The sequence below is a fragment of the Escherichia sp. MAL-1 genome, from assembly GCF_052948035.1.
Genome location: NZ_CM129609.1, coordinates 653,598 through 671,361, shown reverse-complemented (window position 1 = coordinate 671,361; position 17,764 = coordinate 653,598). Strand labels below are relative to the sequence as shown.

At 53.1% G+C, this 17,764-nt stretch carries 12 protein-coding genes; 9 read left to right on the top strand and 3 right to left on the bottom strand.

Features of this window, described 5'->3' with window-relative positions; all coding sequences use genetic code 11:
- Positions 1–63 precede the first annotated feature (63 nt).
- Entirely contained in the window at positions 64–687 is a 624-nt protein-coding gene (nfeR, locus tag ACU8XX_RS03285) for a DNA-binding transcriptional regulator NfeR (RefSeq protein ID WP_000018003.1), read from the top strand.
- Positions 688–840: 153 nt separating this feature from the next.
- On the opposite strand, the gene aer is transcribed toward nfeR, so the two are convergent.
- A complete protein-coding gene (gene aer, locus ACU8XX_RS03280) occupies positions 841–2,361 on the bottom strand; it encodes an aerotaxis sensor receptor Aer (RefSeq protein ID WP_000094697.1) in 1,521 nt (506 codons plus the stop codon).
- 417 nt (positions 2,362–2,778) lie between these two features.
- Between aer and ygjG the strand changes: the two genes are divergently transcribed.
- Positions 2,779–4,158, top strand: coding sequence for a putrescine aminotransferase (gene ygjG / locus ACU8XX_RS03275; protein WP_032152130.1), 1,380 nt, complete (start codon positions 2,779–2,781; stop codon positions 4,156–4,158).
- Between the two features lie 41 nt (positions 4,159–4,199).
- On the opposite strand, the gene ACU8XX_RS03270 is transcribed toward ygjG, so the two are convergent.
- The gene (locus ACU8XX_RS03270; RefSeq protein ID WP_000450588.1) at positions 4,200–4,532 is read right to left on the bottom strand and encodes a tRNA-binding protein; all 333 of its coding nucleotides are present in this window, start codon (positions 4,530–4,532) and stop codon (positions 4,200–4,202) included.
- Positions 4,533–4,750: 218 nt separating this feature from the next.
- Between ACU8XX_RS03270 and ebgR the strand changes: the two genes are divergently transcribed.
- The 4 genes from ebgR to ACU8XX_RS03250 all read left to right on the top strand — a co-directional run bounded on the left by ebgR (position 4,751) and on the right by ACU8XX_RS03250 (position 10,952).
- Positions 4,751–5,734, top strand: coding sequence for a transcriptional regulator EbgR (ebgR, locus tag ACU8XX_RS03265; RefSeq protein WP_000212477.1), 984 nt, complete (start codon positions 4,751–4,753; stop codon positions 5,732–5,734).
- A gap of 183 nt (positions 5,735–5,917) precedes the next feature.
- Positions 5,918–9,010 carry a beta-galactosidase subunit alpha gene (gene ebgA / locus ACU8XX_RS03260; RefSeq protein WP_001082900.1) on the top strand — a complete coding sequence of 1,031 codons (3,093 nt, stop codon included), beginning with the start codon at positions 5,918–5,920 and terminating at the stop codon, positions 9,008–9,010.
- The gene (locus ACU8XX_RS03255) at positions 9,007–9,456 is read left to right on the top strand and encodes a beta-galactosidase subunit beta (RefSeq protein ID WP_001219954.1); all 450 of its coding nucleotides are present in this window, start codon (positions 9,007–9,009) and stop codon (positions 9,454–9,456) included. Before ebgA ends, ACU8XX_RS03255 begins: the two co-directional genes overlap by 4 nt.
- Before the next feature lie 62 nt (positions 9,457–9,518).
- Entirely contained in the window at positions 9,519–10,952 is a 1,434-nt protein-coding gene (locus tag ACU8XX_RS03250; protein WP_001285434.1) for an amino acid permease, read from the top strand.
- Between the two features lie 47 nt (positions 10,953–10,999).
- Here ACU8XX_RS03250 and ACU8XX_RS03245 read toward each other — a convergent pair.
- A protein-coding gene (locus ACU8XX_RS03245) for an IS1-like element IS1A family transposase (protein ID WP_103215986.1) occupies positions 11,000–11,697 on the bottom strand; the annotation gives its coding sequence in 2 pieces (ribosomal slippage) (positions 11,000–11,448 and positions 11,448–11,697; 699 coding nt in all).
- A 164-nt stretch (positions 11,698–11,861) separates the two neighbouring features.
- On the opposite strand from ACU8XX_RS03245, the gene ygjJ reads away from it, so the two are divergent.
- From ygjJ to fadH, 3 genes are all read left to right on the top strand, one after another.
- A complete protein-coding gene (gene ygjJ, locus ACU8XX_RS03240; protein WP_000767652.1) occupies positions 11,862–12,932 on the top strand; it encodes a protein YgjJ in 1,071 nt (356 codons plus the stop codon).
- 16 nt (positions 12,933–12,948) lie between these two features.
- Positions 12,949–15,300: an alpha-glucosidase gene (gene ygjK, locus ACU8XX_RS03235; RefSeq protein ID WP_240765361.1), complete on the top strand. Its 2,352-nt coding sequence runs from the start codon at positions 12,949–12,951 to the stop codon at positions 15,298–15,300.
- 425 nt (positions 15,301–15,725) lie between these two features.
- The gene (gene fadH, locus ACU8XX_RS03230; protein WP_000121433.1) at positions 15,726–17,744 is read left to right on the top strand and encodes an NADPH-dependent 2,4-dienoyl-CoA reductase; all 2,019 of its coding nucleotides are present in this window, start codon (positions 15,726–15,728) and stop codon (positions 17,742–17,744) included.
- Positions 17,745–17,764 lie beyond the last annotated feature (20 nt).

The following is a 17,764-nucleotide window of genomic DNA, read 5'->3' as shown; positions in this document are numbered from 1 at the left end:
CTTGCAAGAACGCTCATATCAGATATAAATTAGATATATCTAATTAAGCAAAAGGAGGCTGATATGAGCCATCATCACGAAGGGTGTTGTAAACATGAAGGCCAGCCACGCCATGAGGGCTGCTGCAAAGGTGAGAAGTCAGAACACGAGCACTGCGGACACGGTCACCAGCATGAACACGGTCAATGCTGCGGTGGTCGCCACGGTCGCGGCGGCGGTCGTCGGCAACGTTTCTTTGGTCACGGTGAATTACGTCTGGTGATTCTGGATATTCTCTCGCGCGATGACAGCCACGGTTACGAATTGATTAAAGCGATTGAGAATCTAACCCAGGGGAATTACACCCCAAGCCCGGGCGTCATCTACCCAACGCTGGATTTTCTGCAGGAGCAGTCGCTGATTACCATCCGCGAAGAGGAAGGAGGTAAGAAGCAGATTGCGCTGACCGAACAAGGAGCGCAGTGGCTGGAAGAAAACCGCGAACAGGTGGAGATGATTGAAGAACGCATCAAAGCGCGTTGCGTTGGCGCGGCGCTGCGCCAGAACCCGCAAATGAAGCGGGCGCTGGATAATTTTAAAGCGGTGCTGGATTTACGCGTCAACCAGAGCGATATCAGTGATGCACAAATAAAAAAGATCATTGCGGTGATCGACCGCGCCGCTTTTGATATTACGCAACTGGATTAATCGCCGCATCCGCCAGTGGCGCGGTGCAATTGCCGGATGCGACGCTTGACGCGCCTTATCCGGCCTACACCCGCTACACACCCCGCAGGCCTGATAAGATGCGCCAGCATCGCATCAGGCATTGTGCTCCAACCGCCGGATCCGGCATACCGATTAATGCAGCACCGTCACCGCGTCTTCCAGTCGGCTGGCGCGGTGTTTCACCATCGCCGACACCTGCGCACTCTCTTCCACCAGCTCGGCATTTTTCTGGGTGATCAGGTTAAGCTCATCCACTGCACGGGTCAGGCTGGAAAGCCCATCGGCCTGTTCCAGCGTTGAATGGCTAATCTGGGCGATCAACTGGGTGACGTTTTTCACCTGTGCCACAATATCTTCCATCGTCCGTCCGGCGGCGTGTACCTGCTGCGAACCGGATTGCACCTTATCAGCACTGGCATCAATCAGCTTGCGAATATCGTTGGCAGCATTAGCGCTGCGGCTGGCTAAATGACGCACTTCCCCTGCCACCACTGCAAAACCTTTGCCCTGTTCGCCGGCACGCGCCGCTTCCACCGCCGCATTCAGGGCCAGAATATTGGTCTGAAACGCAATATCGTTAATCAGCGAAGTAATGGTGCCAATGCGCTGGGTACTGTCGGCGATATCGTCCATTGTCTTGATCACCGTGGTCATCGCCTCCCCACCCTGCACTGCCGCATTACTGGCGGTGATAGAAAGTTTATCGGCAGCCGACGCCGTGGCAGAGTTCTGTTTCACCGACGCCGCCATTTGGTTCATGGTCGCCACCGTTTGCTGAACGTTATCAACTGTCTGCTGGGTATGTTCGTTCAGTTCATCGGTGCCTTTCGCCAGCGTCTCACTGCCATTTCTGACACTGGACACCTGGCTTGAGACATCGTTAATTAGCCAACGGCACATCAGGCCAAGCTGCCCTACCGCGCGTAATGTCAGCCCCAGCTCATCGCTGCGATTCAGGTGCTCAACACTATTACGCTCTCCGGTCGCCACCTTCAGTGCCTGACGGGCGACATTTTCTATCGGGCGCACAATCTGCCATTCAAAACAAGCGCTTGCCAACAATACCACTAACACACAGAGGAAATACGTCACCACCGGGGCAGCAACAAACCAAAGCATGGCCGCCAGCAAGATAAACATCAGGGTCATCACGCCACGCGCCCGCCAGCGAAGCGGTAATGAAGGCAGTTTACCCAGCCAGCCTTTACGCACCACCAGGCCTTTATGAATACGCTTACTGGTACGTCCGGAGTTCAACGCTTTGTACAGCGGCTCCACCGCCGCGATCTCTTCATCCGTCGCCCGGGTACGAATCGACATATAGCCACTGATTTTTCCCTCGCGCACCATCGGTACCGCATTGGCCCGCACCCAATAATGGTCGCCATTTTTGCGGCGATTTTTCACGATGCCGCTCCAGGGCTCCCCTTTTTTCAGGGTGAACCACATATCCGCAAACGCCGCTTTTGGCATATCCGGGTGACGCACCATGTTGTGCGGCTGCCCTTGTAACTCTTGCAAGGTAAAGCCGCTCACCTGCACAAAAGTGTCATTAGCATGAGTGATATAGCTTTGCAGATCGGTAGTGGACATCAGAGTGGTATCGTCCGCCAGCGGGGTATTTTGCTGGGTGACATACGGATGAGAAGACATGTTCGCGTCCTGTGCAGGTTATATGGTTGTTAACTTCTTGTCAGAGTTTATGTCGGCCCCGCTGCGGTTATCTTTAACCGATTAATTTGATTTAGATCGCAATTTGCGATTAAAGCACAAATCTAATTCGTTGATTTAAAATACTTTCACTCTGTTACTATACGAAAACGTTAATTATCTTGCCCAAAAATCAGGCAGTTAATGCCCTGAAAGCGTGCATTTGCGCAGCAATCATCAAATCCATACCCGACAAAAACCGTGCAAAATAACAACAAATGTTAACATATAGCATTAAATATTGCGCAAATGATAACCGCATTTGTGTTTATCCCGATTTTCGCGATCGCAGCCGGAGTGGCGCAATCCCTGCAATACTTAAATCGGTATCATGTGATACGCGAGCCTCCGGAGCATATTTTGAACAGGTTACCTTCGAGCGCATCGGCTTTAGCGTGCAGCGCCCACGCCCTGAATCTCATTGAAAAGCGAACGCTGGATCATGAGGAGATGAAAGCACTTAACCGAGAGGTGATTGAATACTTCAAAGAGCATGTCAATCCGGGGTTTTTAGAGTATCGCAAATCTGTTACCGCCGGCGGGGATTACGGAGCCGTAGAGTGGCAAGCGGGAGGTTTAAATACGCTTGTCGACACCCAGGGAGAGGAGTTTATCGACTGCCTGGGAGGTTTTGGAATTTTCAACGTGGGGCACCGTAATCCAGTTGTGGTTTCCGCCGTACAGAATCAACTTGCGAAACAACCGCTGCACAGCCAGGAGCTGCTCGATCCGTTACGGGCGATGCTGGCGAAAACCCTTGCTGCGCTAACGCCCGGTAAACTGAAATACAGCTTCTTCTGTAATAGCGGCACCGAGTCCGTTGAAGCGGCGCTGAAGCTGGCGAAGGCTTATCAGTCGCCGCGCGGCAAATTTACTTTTATTGCCACCAGCGGCGCGTTCCACGGTAAATCACTTGGCGCGCTGTCGGCAACGGCGAAATCGACCTTCCGCAAACCGTTTATGCCACTGCTGCCAGGGTTCCGTCATGTGCCGTTTGGCAATATCGAAGCCATGCGCACGGCTCTTAACGAGTGCAAAAAAACCGGTGATGATGTGGCTGCGGTGATCCTCGAACCGATTCAGGGTGAAGGTGGCGTAATTCTGCCGCCGCCGGGCTATCTCACCGCCGTACGTAAGCTATGCGATGAGTTCGGCGCACTGATGATCCTCGATGAAGTACAAACGGGCATGGGGCGCACGGGCAAGATGTTCGCCTGCGAGCATGAGAACGTACAGCCGGATATCCTCTGCCTTGCCAAAGCGCTCGGCGGCGGCGTGATGCCGATTGGCGCGACCATCGCCACTGAAGAGGTGTTTTCAGTTCTGTTCGACAACCCATTCCTGCATACCACCACCTTTGGCGGCAACCCGCTGGCCTGTGCGGCGGCGCTGGCGACCATCAATGTGTTGCTGGAGCAGAACTTACCGGCTCAGGCTGAACAAAAAGGCGATATGTTGCTGGACGGTTTCCGTCAACTGGCGCGGGAATATCCCGATCTGGTGCAGGAAGCACGTGGTAAAGGGATGTTGATGGCGATTGAGTTTGTTGATAACGAAATCGGCTATAACTTTGCCAGCGAGATGTTCCGCCAGCGCGTACTGGTGGCCGGAACGCTCAATAACGCCAAAACGATCCGCATTGAACCGCCACTGACACTGACCATTGAACAGTGTGAACTGGTGATCAAAGCGGCGCGTAAGGCGCTGGCGGCCATGCGAGTAAGTGTCGAAGAAGCGTAGTATCAAATCGGATGGCGATACGACGTCGCCATCCGATCTTTTTATACGATACGTACGCCCGCAGGCATCATCCGCTCCGGCGTTAACAGCACGCTTTCACTGCCGTCATCGGTTTCCGCACACAACAGCATGCATTCCGACGTTTCACCACGCATTTTCGCTTTTTGCAGATTGCATAAGACCACCACCGTTTTTCCCATCAACTCTTCTTCGCTGTAGTACGGCACCAGGCTGGTCACGGTTTGCAGTGTTTTTTCCCCCACATCAACCTGTACGATGTACAGCTTGTCGGCGTTTTCATGGCGTTTCACTTCCACAATCTTTCCGACGCGCATTTCCAGACGTGCAAAATCAGCGTAAGCCACGGTTTCCATTGCTTCCTCCCTTCGAGTAAAATTTTACTAAAAAATAGCAAAAGTTTTTCTCAATCCTGTAGGCTAAAAATGGAGAATGCAGGCGTGATCACATTCGTGAGCCGCTGTGTTACCGTTACAGCGTCAAAGAAACGCGCTTTATTTACTGAAAACAGGTGACCCAATAAGCACTTCCTCTACAATGGAAGCGCACATCAGGGAAAGTAAAAAAGGTAAACATGGCAACACTAAAAGACATCGCAATCGAAGCTGGCGTATCCCTGGCGACAGTATCCAGGGTCTTAAATGACGATCCGACATTGAATGTGAAAGAAGAGACGAAACATCGCATTCTCGAGATCGCCGAAAAGCTGGAGTACAAGACCAGTAGCGCCCGTAAACTACAGACAGGCGCAGTCAACCAACACCATATTCTGGCTATCTACAGCTACCAGCAGGAGCTGGAGATCAACGATCCTTACTATCTGGCGATCCGCCACGGCATTGAAACCCAGTGCGAAAAGCTGGGCATCGAGCTCACCAACTGTTATGAACACAGCGGATTACCAGACATTAAAAACGTCACCGGTATTTTAATTGTCGGCAAACCCACGCCCGCCCTGCGCGCCGCTGCCAGCGCGTTGACCGACAATATCTGTTTTATCGACTTTCACGAACCCGGCAGCGGTTACGATGCGGTGGATATCGATCTGGCACGCATCAGTAAAGAAATCATCGACTTCTATATCAACCAGGGCGTTAATCGCATTGGTTTTATTGGCGGTGAAGATGAGCCTGGCAAGGCGGATATTCGTGAGGTCGCCTTTGTGGAATATGGCCGACTGAAACAAGTGGTACGCGAAGAGGATATCTGGCGCGGCGGTTTTTCCAGTTCGTCGGGCTATGAACTGGCAAAACAGATGCTGTCGCGGGAAGACTATCCGAAGGCACTGTTTGTTGCTTCCGATTCCATTGCTATCGGCGTACTGCGGGCAATTCATGAACGTGGCCTGAACATCCCACAGGATATTTCGCTTATCAGCGTTAACGATATCCCCACCGCGCGATTTACCTTTCCGCCGCTCTCCACCGTGCGCATCCATTCCGAGATGATGGGAAGTCAGGGCGTTAACCTGGTGTATGAAAAAGCCCGCGATGGTCGCGCGCTGCCGCTGCTAGTCTTCGTTCCCAGCAAATTAAAACTGCGCGGCACGACCCGTTAAATCCCCTTACACACTGTCCGGCAATCATTTTTGCCGGACAGTGCTGCCGTTTATTTTCGTGATCCAGTTAAAGTAAATGCATTTACCTGCTACTTTTTAGTAAAAATTTTACTAAACCCCCCAGCAATTACACAAACTACCATCACCATGAATGGTTCCGATTTCTCTCTACCGGGAGGCCCTATGAATCGCTGGGAAAACATTCAGCTCACCCACGAAAACCGACTTGCGCCGCGTGCGTACTTTTTTTCATATGATTCTGTTGCGCAAGCGCGTACCTTTGCCCGCGAAACCAGCAGCCTGTTTCTGCCCTTAAGCGGTCAGTGGAATTTCCATTTTTTTGACCACCCGCTGCAAGTGCCTGAAGCCTTCACCTCTGAGTTAATGGCTGACTGGGGGCATATTACCGTCCCCGCCATGTGGCAAATGGAAGGTCACGGCAAACTGCAATATACCGACGAAGGTTTTCCGTTCCCCATCGATGTGCCGTTTGTCCCCAGCGATAACCCAACCGGTGCCTATCAACGTATTTTCACCCTCAGCGACGGCTGGCAGGGTAAACAGACGCTGATTAAATTTGACGGCGTCGAAACCTATTTTGAAGTCTATGTTAACGGTCAGTATGTGGGTTTCAGCAAGGGCAGTCGCCTGACCGCAGAGTTTGACATCAGCGCGATGGTTAAAACCGGCGACAACCTGTTGTGTGTGCGCGTGATGCAGTGGGCGGACTCTACCTACGTGGAAGACCAGGATATGTGGTGGTCAGCGGGGATCTTCCGCGATGTTTATCTGGTCGGAAAACAACTAACGCATATTAACGATTTCTCCGTGCGTACCGACTTTGACGAAGCCTATTGCGATGCCACGCTTTCCTGCGAAGTGGTGCTGGAAAATCTCGCCGCCTCCCCTGTCGTAACGACGCTGGAATATACCCTGTTTGATGGCGAACGCGTGGTGCACAGCAGCGCCATTGATCATTTGGCAATTGAAAAACTGACCAGCGCCAGCTTTGCTTTTACTGTCGAACAGCCGCAGCAATGGTCAGCAGAATCCCCTTATCTTTACCATCTGGTCATGACGCTGAAAGACGCCGACGGCAACGTTCTGGAAGTGGTACCACAACGCGTTGGCTTCCGTGATATCAAAGTGCGCGACGGTCTGTTCTGGATCAATAACCGTTATGTGATGCTGCACGGCGTCAACCGTCACGACAACGATCATCGCAAAGGCCGCGCCGTTGGAATGGATCGCGTCGAGAAAGATCTCCAGTTGATGAAGCAGCACAACATCAACTCCGTGCGTACCGCTCACTACCCGAACGATCCGCGTTTTTACGAACTGTGTGATATCTACGGCTTGTTTGTGATGGCGGAAACCGACGTCGAATCGCACGGCTTTGCTAATGTCGGCGATATCAGCCGTATTACCGACGATCCGCAGTGGGAAAAAGTCTACGTCGAGCGCATTGTTCGCCATATCCACGCGCAGAAAAACCATCCGTCGATCATCATCTGGTCGCTGGGCAATGAATCCGGCTATGGCTGTAACATCCGCGCGATGTACCATGCGGCGAAAGCGCTGGATGACACGCGACTGGTGCATTACGAAGAAGATCGCGATGCTGAAGTGGTCGATATTATTTCCACCATGTACACCCGCGTGCCGCTGATGAATGAGTTTGGTGAATACCCGCATCCGAAGCCGCGCATCATCTGTGAATATGCTCATGCGATGGGGAACGGACCGGGCGGGCTGACGGAGTACCAGAACGTCTTCTATAAGCACGATTGTATTCAGGGACATTATGTTTGGGAGTGGTGCGACCACGGAATCCAGGCGCAGGATGACAACGGCAATGTCTGGTATAAATTCGGCGGCGACTACGGCGACTATCCCAACAACTATAACTTCTGTCTTGATGGTTTGATCTATTCCGATCAGACGCCGGGACCAGGCCTGAAAGAGTACAAACAGGTTATCGCGCCGGTAAAAATCCACGCGCTGGATCTGACTCGCGGCGAGCTGAAAGTCGAAAATAAACTGTGGTTTACCACGCTTGATGACTACACCCTGCACGCAGAGGTGCGCGCCGAAGGTGAAACGCTCGCAACGCAGCAGATTAAACTGCGCGACGTTGCGCCGAACAGCGAAGCCCCCTTGCAGATCACGCTGCCGCAGCTGGACGCCCGCGAAGCGTTCCTCAACATTACGGTGACCAAAGATTCCCGCACCCGCTACAGCGAAGCCGGGCATTCTATCGCCACTTATCAGTTCCCGCTGAAGGAAAACACCGCGCAGCCAGTGCCTTTCGCACCAAATAATGCGCGTCCGCTGACGCTGGAAGACGATCGTTTGAGCTGCACCGTTCGCGGCTACAACTTCGCGATCACCTTCTCAAAAATGAGTGGCAAACCGACATCCTGGCAGGTAAATGGCGAGTCGCTGCTGACCCGCGAGCCAAAGATCAACTTCTTCAAGCCGATGATCGACAACCACAAGCAGGAGTACGAAGGGCTGTGGCAACCGAATCATTTGCAGATCATGCAGGAACATCTGCGCGACTTTGCCGTAGAACAGAGCGATGGTGAAGTGTTGATCATCAGCCGCACGGTTATAGCACCGCCGGTGTTTGACTTCGGGATGCGCTGCACCTACATCTGGCGCATCGCTGCAGATGGCCAGGTTAACGTGGCGCTTTCCGGCGAGCGTTACGGCGACTATCCGCACATCATTCCGTGCATCGGTTTCACCATGGGGATTAACGGCGAATACGATCAGGTGGCGTATTACGGTCGTGGACCGGGCGAAAACTACGCCGACAGCCAGCAGGCTAACATCATCGATATCTGGCGCAGCACCGTCGATGCCATGTTCGAGAACTATCCCTTCCCGCAGAACAACGGCAACCGTCAGCATGTCCGCTGGACGGCACTGACTAACCGCCACGGCAACGGTCTGCTGGTGGTTCCGCAGCGCCCAATTAACTTCAGCGCCTGGCACTATACCCAGGAAAACATCCACGCTTCCCAGCACTGTAACGAGCTGCAGCGCAGTGATGACATCACCCTGAATCTCGACCACCAGCTGCTTGGCCTCGGCTCCAACTCCTGGGGCAGCGAGGTGCTGGACTCCTGGCGCGTCTGGTTCCGTGACTTCAGCTACGGCTTTACGTTGCTGCCGGTTTCTGGCGGAGAAGCTACCGCGCAAAGCCTGGCGTCGTATGAGTTCGGCGCAGGGTTCTTTTCCACGAATTTGCACAGCGAGAATAAGCAATGAGGATCATCGATAACTTAGAACAGTTCCGCCAGATTTACGCCTCTGGCAAGAAGTGGCAACGCTGCGTTGAAGCGATTGAAAATATCGACAACATTCAGCCTGGCGTCGCCCACTCCATCGGTGACTCATTGACTTACCGCGTGGAGACAGACTCCGCGACCGATGCGCTATTTACCGGGCATCGACGCTATTTTGAAGTGCATTACTACCTGCAAGGGCAGCAAAAAATTGAATATGCGCCGAAAGAGACATTACAGGTAGTGGAATATTATCGTGATGAAACTGACCGTGAATATTTAAAAGGCTGCGGAGAAACCGTTGAGGTCCACGAAGGGCAAATCGTTATTTGCGATATCCATGAAGCGTATCGGTTTATCTGCAATAACGCGGTCAAAAAAGTGGTTCTCAAAGTCACCATCGAAGATGGTTATTTCCATAACAAATAACAACTACGGCGGCAAAAGGAGTTTGCCGCCACCGCTACCCTACTCATTTTCGGAGATGTGTTATGTCTGATACCAAACGTAATACAATCGGCAAATTCGGCTTGCTCTCGCTGACTTTTGCCGCCGTTTACAGCTTTAACAACGTTATCAATAATAATATTGAGCTTGGACTGGCCTCGGCACCGATGTTTTTCCTCGCGACGATTTTTTATTTTATTCCCTTCTGTCTGATCATCGCAGAATTTGTTTCGTTAAATAAAAACTCAGAAGCCGGTGTCTACGCGTGGGTAAAAAGTTCGCTGGGCGGACGTTGGGCATTTATTACTGCCTATACCTACTGGTTCGTAAACCTGTTCTTTTTCACCTCACTGTTGCCGCGCGTTATTGCTTATGCTTCGTATGCCTTCCTCGGATACGAATATATTATGACGCCGGTTGCCACCACCATTATCAGTATGGTGCTGTTCGCCTTCTCCACCTGGGTTTCCACCAACGGGGCGAAAATGTTGGGGCCAATTACCTCCGTCACTTCAACGCTGATGCTGCTGTTAACGCTCTCCTACATTTTACTGGCAGGTACGGCGCTGGTTGGCGGCGTACAGCCTGCTGACGCCATCACCGTTGACGCGATGATCCCGAACTTCAACTGGGCGTTCCTCGGCGTTACCACCTGGATCTTTATGGCCGCAGGTGGCGCGGAGTCCGTCGCTGTGTACGTTAACGACGTCAAAGGCGGTTCGAAATCGTTCGTTAAAGTGATCATCCTCGCCGGGATTTTTATCGGCGTACTGTATTCCGTCTCCTCGGTGCTGATTAACGTCTTCGTCAGCAGCAAAGAGTTGAAATTTACCGGCGGATCGGTGCAGGTATTCCACGGCATGGCGGCGTATTTTGGTCTACCGGAAGCGTTGATGAATCGCTTTGTCGGTCTGGTGTCCTTTACCGCGATGTTCGGTTCCCTGCTGATGTGGACCGCAACGCCGGTGAAAATTTTCTTCTCCGAAATCCCGGAAGGCATCTTTGGTAAGAAAACCGTCGAACTGAACGAAAACGGCGTTCCGGCGCGCGCAGCGTGGATCCAGTTCCTGATCGTCATCCCGCTGATGATTATCCCGATGCTCGGTTCCAATACCGTGCAGGATCTGATGAATACCATTATTAATATGACCGCCGCAGCATCCATGCTTCCGCCGTTATTCATCATGCTGGCTTACCTGAATTTACGCGCCAAATTAGATCACCTGCCACGCGATTTCCGTATGGGTTCCCGCCGTACCGGTATTATCGTTGTTTCAATGCTGATTGCGATATTTGCCGTAGGGTTTGTCGCTTCGACATTCCCGACTGGCGCGAATATTCTGACCATCATTTTTTATAACGTCGGCGGTATTGTTATCTTCCTTGGCTTTGCGTGGTGGAAATACAGTAAATATATAAATGGATTAACGGCTGAAGAGCGCCATATTGAAGCGACGCCAGCCAGCAATGTTGATTAAGCAGAATAATAAAAAATGAGCAGGCATTTTCCGGTAATGACTCTAACTTATTGATAGTGTTTTATGTTCAGATAATGCCCGATGACTTTGTCATGCAGCTCCACCGATTTTGAGAACGACAGCGACTTCCGTCCCAGCCGTGCCAGGTGCTGCCTCAGATTCAGGTTATGCCGCTCAATTCGCTGCGTATATCGCTTGCTGATTACGTGCAGCTTTCCCTTCAGGCGGGATTCATACAGCGGCCAGCCATCCGTCATCCATATCACCACGTCAAAGGGTGACAGCAGGCTCATAAGACGCCCCAGCGTCGCCATAGTGCGTTCACCGAATACGTGCGCAACAACCGTCTTCCGGAGCCTGTCATACGCGTAAAACAGCCAGCGCTGGCGCGATTTAGCCCCGACATAGCCCCACTGTTCGTCCATTTCCGCGCAGACGATGACGTCACTGCCCGGCTGTATGCGCGAGGTTACCGACTGCGGCCTGAGTTTTTTAAGTGACGTAAAATCGTGTTGAGGCCAACGCCCATAATGCGGGCTGTTGCCCGGCATCCAACGCCATTCATGGCCATATCAATGATTTTCTGGTGCGTACCGGGTTGAGAAGCGGTGTAAGTGAACTGCAGTTGCCATGTTTTACGGCAGTGAGAGCAGAGATAGCGCTGATGTCCGGCGGTGCTTTTGCCGTTACGCACCACCCCGTCAGTAGCTGAACAGGAGGGACAGCTGATAGAAACAGAAGCCACTGGAGCACCTCAAAAACACCATCATACACTAAATCAGTAAGTTGGCAGCATCACCCATTTTCCCTCTTCCTGGATGAGGAGAGGGAAAATAGTTTCTGCCTTTATATTTTTATAATTACAACGATAAAAGGCTGTACTTTTTCTTTAGCTCATGGATTAACACAATGAAATTAATCACTGCACCATGCAGAGCATTACTTGCTCTGCCGTTTTGCTACGCCTTTTCTGCGGCAGGAGAAGAAGCACGTCCGGCAGAACATGACGACACAAAAACACCTGCAATTACCTCGACATCTTCTCCTTCATTTCGTTTTTACGGCGAATTAGGGGTTGGTGGATATATGGATTTAGAGGGTGAGAATAAACATAAATACAGCGACGGTACCTATATTGAAGGTGGCCTGGAGATGAAGTACGGCTCCTGGTTCGGCCTGATTTACGGCGAAGGCTGGACCGTGCAGGCCGACCACGACGGCAATGCCTGGGTGCCAGACCATAGCTGGGGTGGTTTCGAGGGCGGAATTAACCGTTTCTATGGCGGTTATCGTACCAATGATGGCACCGAAATCATGCTCAGTCTGCGTCAGGATTCCTCGCTGGATGACCTGCAATGGTGGGGCGATTTCACCCCCGATCTGGGCTACGTCATTCCCAATACCCGCGACATTATGACTGCGCTGAAGGTACAGAACTTAAGCGGCAACTTTCGTTATAGCGTCACCGCGACTCCTGCCGGACATCATGATGAAAGCAAAGCCTGGCTACATTTTGGCAAATACGATCGCTATGACGACAAATACACCTATCCGGCAATGATGAACGGTTACATCCAGTATGACCTTGCCGAAGGCATCACCTGGATGAACGGTCTGGAAATCACCGACGGCACAGGACAGCTCTATCTCACGGGCCTGCTAACTCCTAACTTTGCCGCTCGCGCCTGGCACCATACCGGACGCGCCGACGGGCTGGACGTACCGGGAAGTGAAAGTGGGATGATGGTGAGCGCCATGTATGAAGCGTTAAAGGGCGTTTATCTCTCCACCGCTTACACCTACGCCAAACATCGCCCTGACCACGCTGACGATGAAACCACCTCTTTCATGCAGTTTGGTATCTGGTACGAATACGGCGGCGGACGTTTCGCCACGGCTTTTGATAGCCGCTTCTACATGAAAAATGCCTCTCACGATCCCAGCGACCAAATCTTCCTGATGCAATATTTCTACTGGTAATAAGGACTGTAATTTCATGAAAATAAAAACTATTTTAACGCCAGTAACCTGCGCTCTGCTGATAAGTTTTTCCGCCCATGCCGCTAACGCCGACAATTATAAAAACGTGATTAACCGTACTGGCGCGCCGCAGTACATGAAGGATTACGATTACGACGATCACCAGCGTTTTAATCCGTTTTTCGATCTCGGAGCCTGGCATGGTCATCTGTTGCCAGACGGCCCTAACACCATGGGCGGCTTTCCGGGCGTTGCGCTGCTGACGGAAGAGTACATCAACTTTATGGCCAGCAATTTCGACCGCCTGACCGTCTGGCAGGACGGCAAGAAAGTCGACTTTACGCTGGAGGCATACAGTATTCCCGGTGCGCTGGTGCAAAAACTGACAGCAAAAGATGTGCAAGTCGAAATGACTCTGCGCTTCGCCACGCCGCGCACGTCACTACTGGAAACCAAAATCACCAGCAATAAACCGCTGGATCTGGTGTGGGACGGCGAACTGCTGGAAAAACTGGAAGCGAAAGAAGGGAAACCGCTTTCCGATAAAACCATTGCTGGCGAATACCCTGACTATCAGCGCAAAATCAGCGCCACCCGTGATGGCCTGAAAGTCACCTTTGGCAAAGTGCGCGCCACCTGGGATCTGCTGACCTCCGGCGAATCGGAATATCAGGTGCATAAATCCCTGCCGGTGCAGACTGAAATCAACGGTAATCGCTTTACCAGTAAGGCGCATATCAACGGTTCGACCACGCTCTACACCACCTATTCCCATCTGCTGACCGCTCAGGAAGTTAGCAAAGAGCAAATGCAGATCCGCGATATTCTGGCGCGTCCGGCGTTTTATCTCACCGCCTCGCAGCAACGCTGGGAAGAATACCTGAAGAAAGGGTTAACCAATCCGGATGCGACGCCGGAACAGACGCGCGTCGCGGTGAAAGCGATCGAAACGCTCAACGGTAACTGGCGCTCACCGGGCGGTGCGGTGAAATTTAACACCGTTACACCGTCGGTGACCGGGCGCTGGTTCTCCGGCAATCAGACCTGGCCGTGGGATACCTGGAAGCAGGCGTTTGCGATGGCGCATTTCAATCCGGACATCGCCAAAGAGAATATCCGCGCGGTCTTCTCCTGGCAGATCCAGCCTGGCGATAGCGTGCGTCCGCAGGATGTGGGCTTTGTCCCCGACCTGATAGCGTGGAACCTTAGCCCCGAGCGTGGTGGCGATGGCGGCAACTGGAACGAACGTAATACCAAACCCAGCCTTGCCGCCTGGTCGGTGATGGAAGTGTATAACGTCACCCAAGATAAAACCTGGGTGGCAGAGATGTACCCGAAACTGGTGGCCTATCACGACTGGTGGTTACGTAACCGCGATCACAACGGCAACGGCGTGCCGGAATATGGCGCGACCCGCGACAAAGCCCACAACACTGAGAGCGGCGAGATGCTGTTTACGGTGAAAAAAGGCGATAAAGAAGAGACGCAGTCTGGGCTGAACAACTACGCCCGCGTGGTGGAGAAAGGCCAGTACGACAGTCTGGAAATTCCGGCACAGGTTGCTGCATCGTGGGAATCGGGGCGTGATGATGCCGCCGTCTTTGGGTTTATCGACAAAGAACAGTTGGATAAATATGTCGCTAATGGCGGCAAACGTAGCGACTGGACGGTGAAATTCGCCGAAAACCGCAGTCAGGACGGAACGTTGCTGGGCTACTCGCTATTGCAGGAGTCGGTGGATCAGGCCAGCTATATGTGCAGCGATAACCATTATCTGGCGGAGATGGCAACCATCCTCGGTAAGCCAGAAGAGGCCAAACGCTATCGCCAGTTGGCACAGCAGCTCGCGGACTACATCAACACCTGTATGTTCGACCCGACTACCCAGTTCTACTATGACGTGCGTATTGAAGATAAACCGCTGGCGAACGGCTGCGCGGGCAAACCGATTGTTGAGCGCGGTAAAGGGCCGGAAGGCTGGTCGCCGCTGTTTAACGGTGCGGCAACGCAGGCCAATGCCGACGCGGTGGTGAAGGTGATGCTCGATCCTAAAGAGTTCAACACCTTTGTCCCGCTGGGAACGGCGGCGTTAACCAACCCGGCTTTTGGCGCGGATATCTACTGGCGCGGGCGCGTATGGGTGGATCAGTTCTGGTTTGGTCTGAAAGGGATGGAGCGTTACGGTTATCGCGATGATGCCCTGAAGCTGGCGGATACGTTCTTCCGGCACGCCAAAGGGTTAACCGCCGATGGACCAATTCAGGAGAATTACAACCCGCTCACTGGCGCGCAGCAAGGGGCACCGAATTTCTCCTGGAGTGCCGCGCATTTGTTTATGTTGTATAACGATTTTTTCCGTAAGCAATAATTTGCAACTGCTGGCGGATGCGGCGTAAACGCCTTATCCGCCCTACATGTGCAATCCTCCTGGCCGGATAAAACGCGGCAAGCGTTGCATCCGGCAACTGCACCGCGCCACTGGCGGATGCGGCGTGAACGCCTTATCCGCCCTACATGTGCGTTCCCGTAGGTCGGATAAGACGCGACAAGCGTCGCATCCGGCATCTGCACCGCGCCACTGGCGGATGCGGCGTGAACGCCTTATCCGCCCTACATGTGCAATCCCCCAGGCCGGATAAAACACGGCAAGCGTCGCATCCGGCGTTACCACCGGGCGTATTCTTTTTGAATCCCATCACAAACCCCGCACTTCCCTTTTCCCTTTTCTCCGGCGACGGCTAAATTAGAACTCATCCGACCACATAACAATTATTTTACATACTGGACAATTTTATGAGCTACCCGTCGCTGTTCGCCCCGCTGGATTTAGGTTTTACCACGTTAAAAAACCGCGTGTTGATGGGCTCAATGCACACCGGGCTGGAGGAATACCCGGACGGTGCCGAGCGGCTGGCAGCGTTTTATGCCGAACGCGCCCGTCACGGCGTGGCGTTGATTGTCAGCGGCGGCATTGCACCAGATTTAACAGGCGTTGGCATGGAAGGCGGTGCAATGCTCAATGACGCCAGCCAGATCCCACACCATCGCACCATTACCGAAGCCGTACATCAGGAAGGCGGCAAAATAGCCCTGCAAATTTTGCATACCGGGCGCTACAGCTACCAACCGCATCTGGTCGCCCCGTCCGCATTGCAGGCCCCCATCAACCGTTTCGTGCCCCATGAGTTAAGCCATGAAGAGATCCTGCAACTGATCGACAATTTCGCCCGCTGCGCGCAACTGGCGCGGGAGGCAGGATACGACGGTGTAGAGGTGATGGGTTCCGAAGGGTATTTGATCAACGAATTTCTGACGCTGCGCACCAATCAGCGTAGTGACCAGTGGGGCGGCGATTACCGCAACCGGATGCGATTTGCCGTAGAAGTAGTGCGTGCGGTGCGCGAACGCGTCGGCAACGACTTCATTATTATCTACCGACTGTCGATGCTCGACCTGGTCGAAGACGGCGGGACTTTTGCCGAAACGGTAGAGCTGGCGCAGGCCATTGAAGCGGCGGGCGCGACCATTATCAACACCGGCATTGGCTGGCATGAAGCACGTATTCCGACCATTGCCACGCCCGTGCCGCGCGGCGCATTTAGCTGGGTCACGCGCAAACTGAAAGGCCACGTCTCGCTGCCGCTGGTAACCACCAACCGGATTAACGATCCGCAGGTTGCCGACGATATTCTCTCGCGCGGCGATGCCGATATGGTATCGATGGCGCGACCGTTTCTTGCTGATGCGGAGCTGCTGTCAAAAGCGCAATCGGGACGAGCCGATGAGATCAACACTTGTATTGGCTGCAATCAGGCCTGTCTCGATCAAATCTTCGTTGGCAAAGTCACCTCGTGCCTGGTGAATCCTCGCGCCTGCCACGAAACCAAAATGCCAATCCTTCCCGCCGTGCAGAAAAAAAATCTGGCGGTGGTCGGTGCGGGACCTGCTGGGCTGGCGTTTGCCATTAACGCGGCGGCGCGTGGGCATCAGGTAACATTGTTTGACGCTCATAGCGAGATTGGCGGGCAGTTTAATATCGCCAAACAGATCCCCGGCAAAGAGGAGTTTTACGAAACGCTGCGCTATTACCGCCGGATGATCGAAGTGACGGGCGTGACGCTAAAACTCAATCACACCGTGACGGCGGATCAGTTACAGGCTTTCGATGAAACGATCCTCGCCAGTGGGATCGTGCCGCGCACTCCGCCCATCGACGGGATCGATCATCCGAAGGTATTGAGTTATCTCGATGTACTGCGCGACAAAGCGCCGGTTGGCAACAAAGTTGCCATCATCGGTTGTGGCGGGATTGGTTTTGATACGGCGATGTATTTAAGTCAGCCGGGCGAATCCACCAGCCAGAATATCGCCGGGTTCTGTAATGAATGGGGGATCGACAGTAGCCTACAACAGGCTGGTGGCTTAAGCCCGCAGGGAATGCAGATCCCCCGTAGCCCACGGCAGATTGTGATGCTCCAGCGCAAAGCCAGCAAACCAGGACAGGGGTTAGGCAAAACCACCGGCTGGATCCATCGCACCACCCTGCTCTCGCGGGGTGTGAAAATGATCCCAGGCGTAAGTTATCAGAAGATTGACGATGACGGGCTGCATGTGGTGATCAACGGCGAAACGCAGGTATTAGCAGTGGACAATGTGGTGATCTGCGCAGGGCAAGAGCCAAACCGCGCGCTGGCGCAACCGCTGATTGATAGCGGGAAAACGGTGCATTTAATTGGCGGCTGCGATGTGGCTATGGAGCTGGACGCACGACGGGCAATTGCCCAGGGAACACGGCTGGCGCTGGAGATTTAAATCGTTATTTGAAGCGCCGG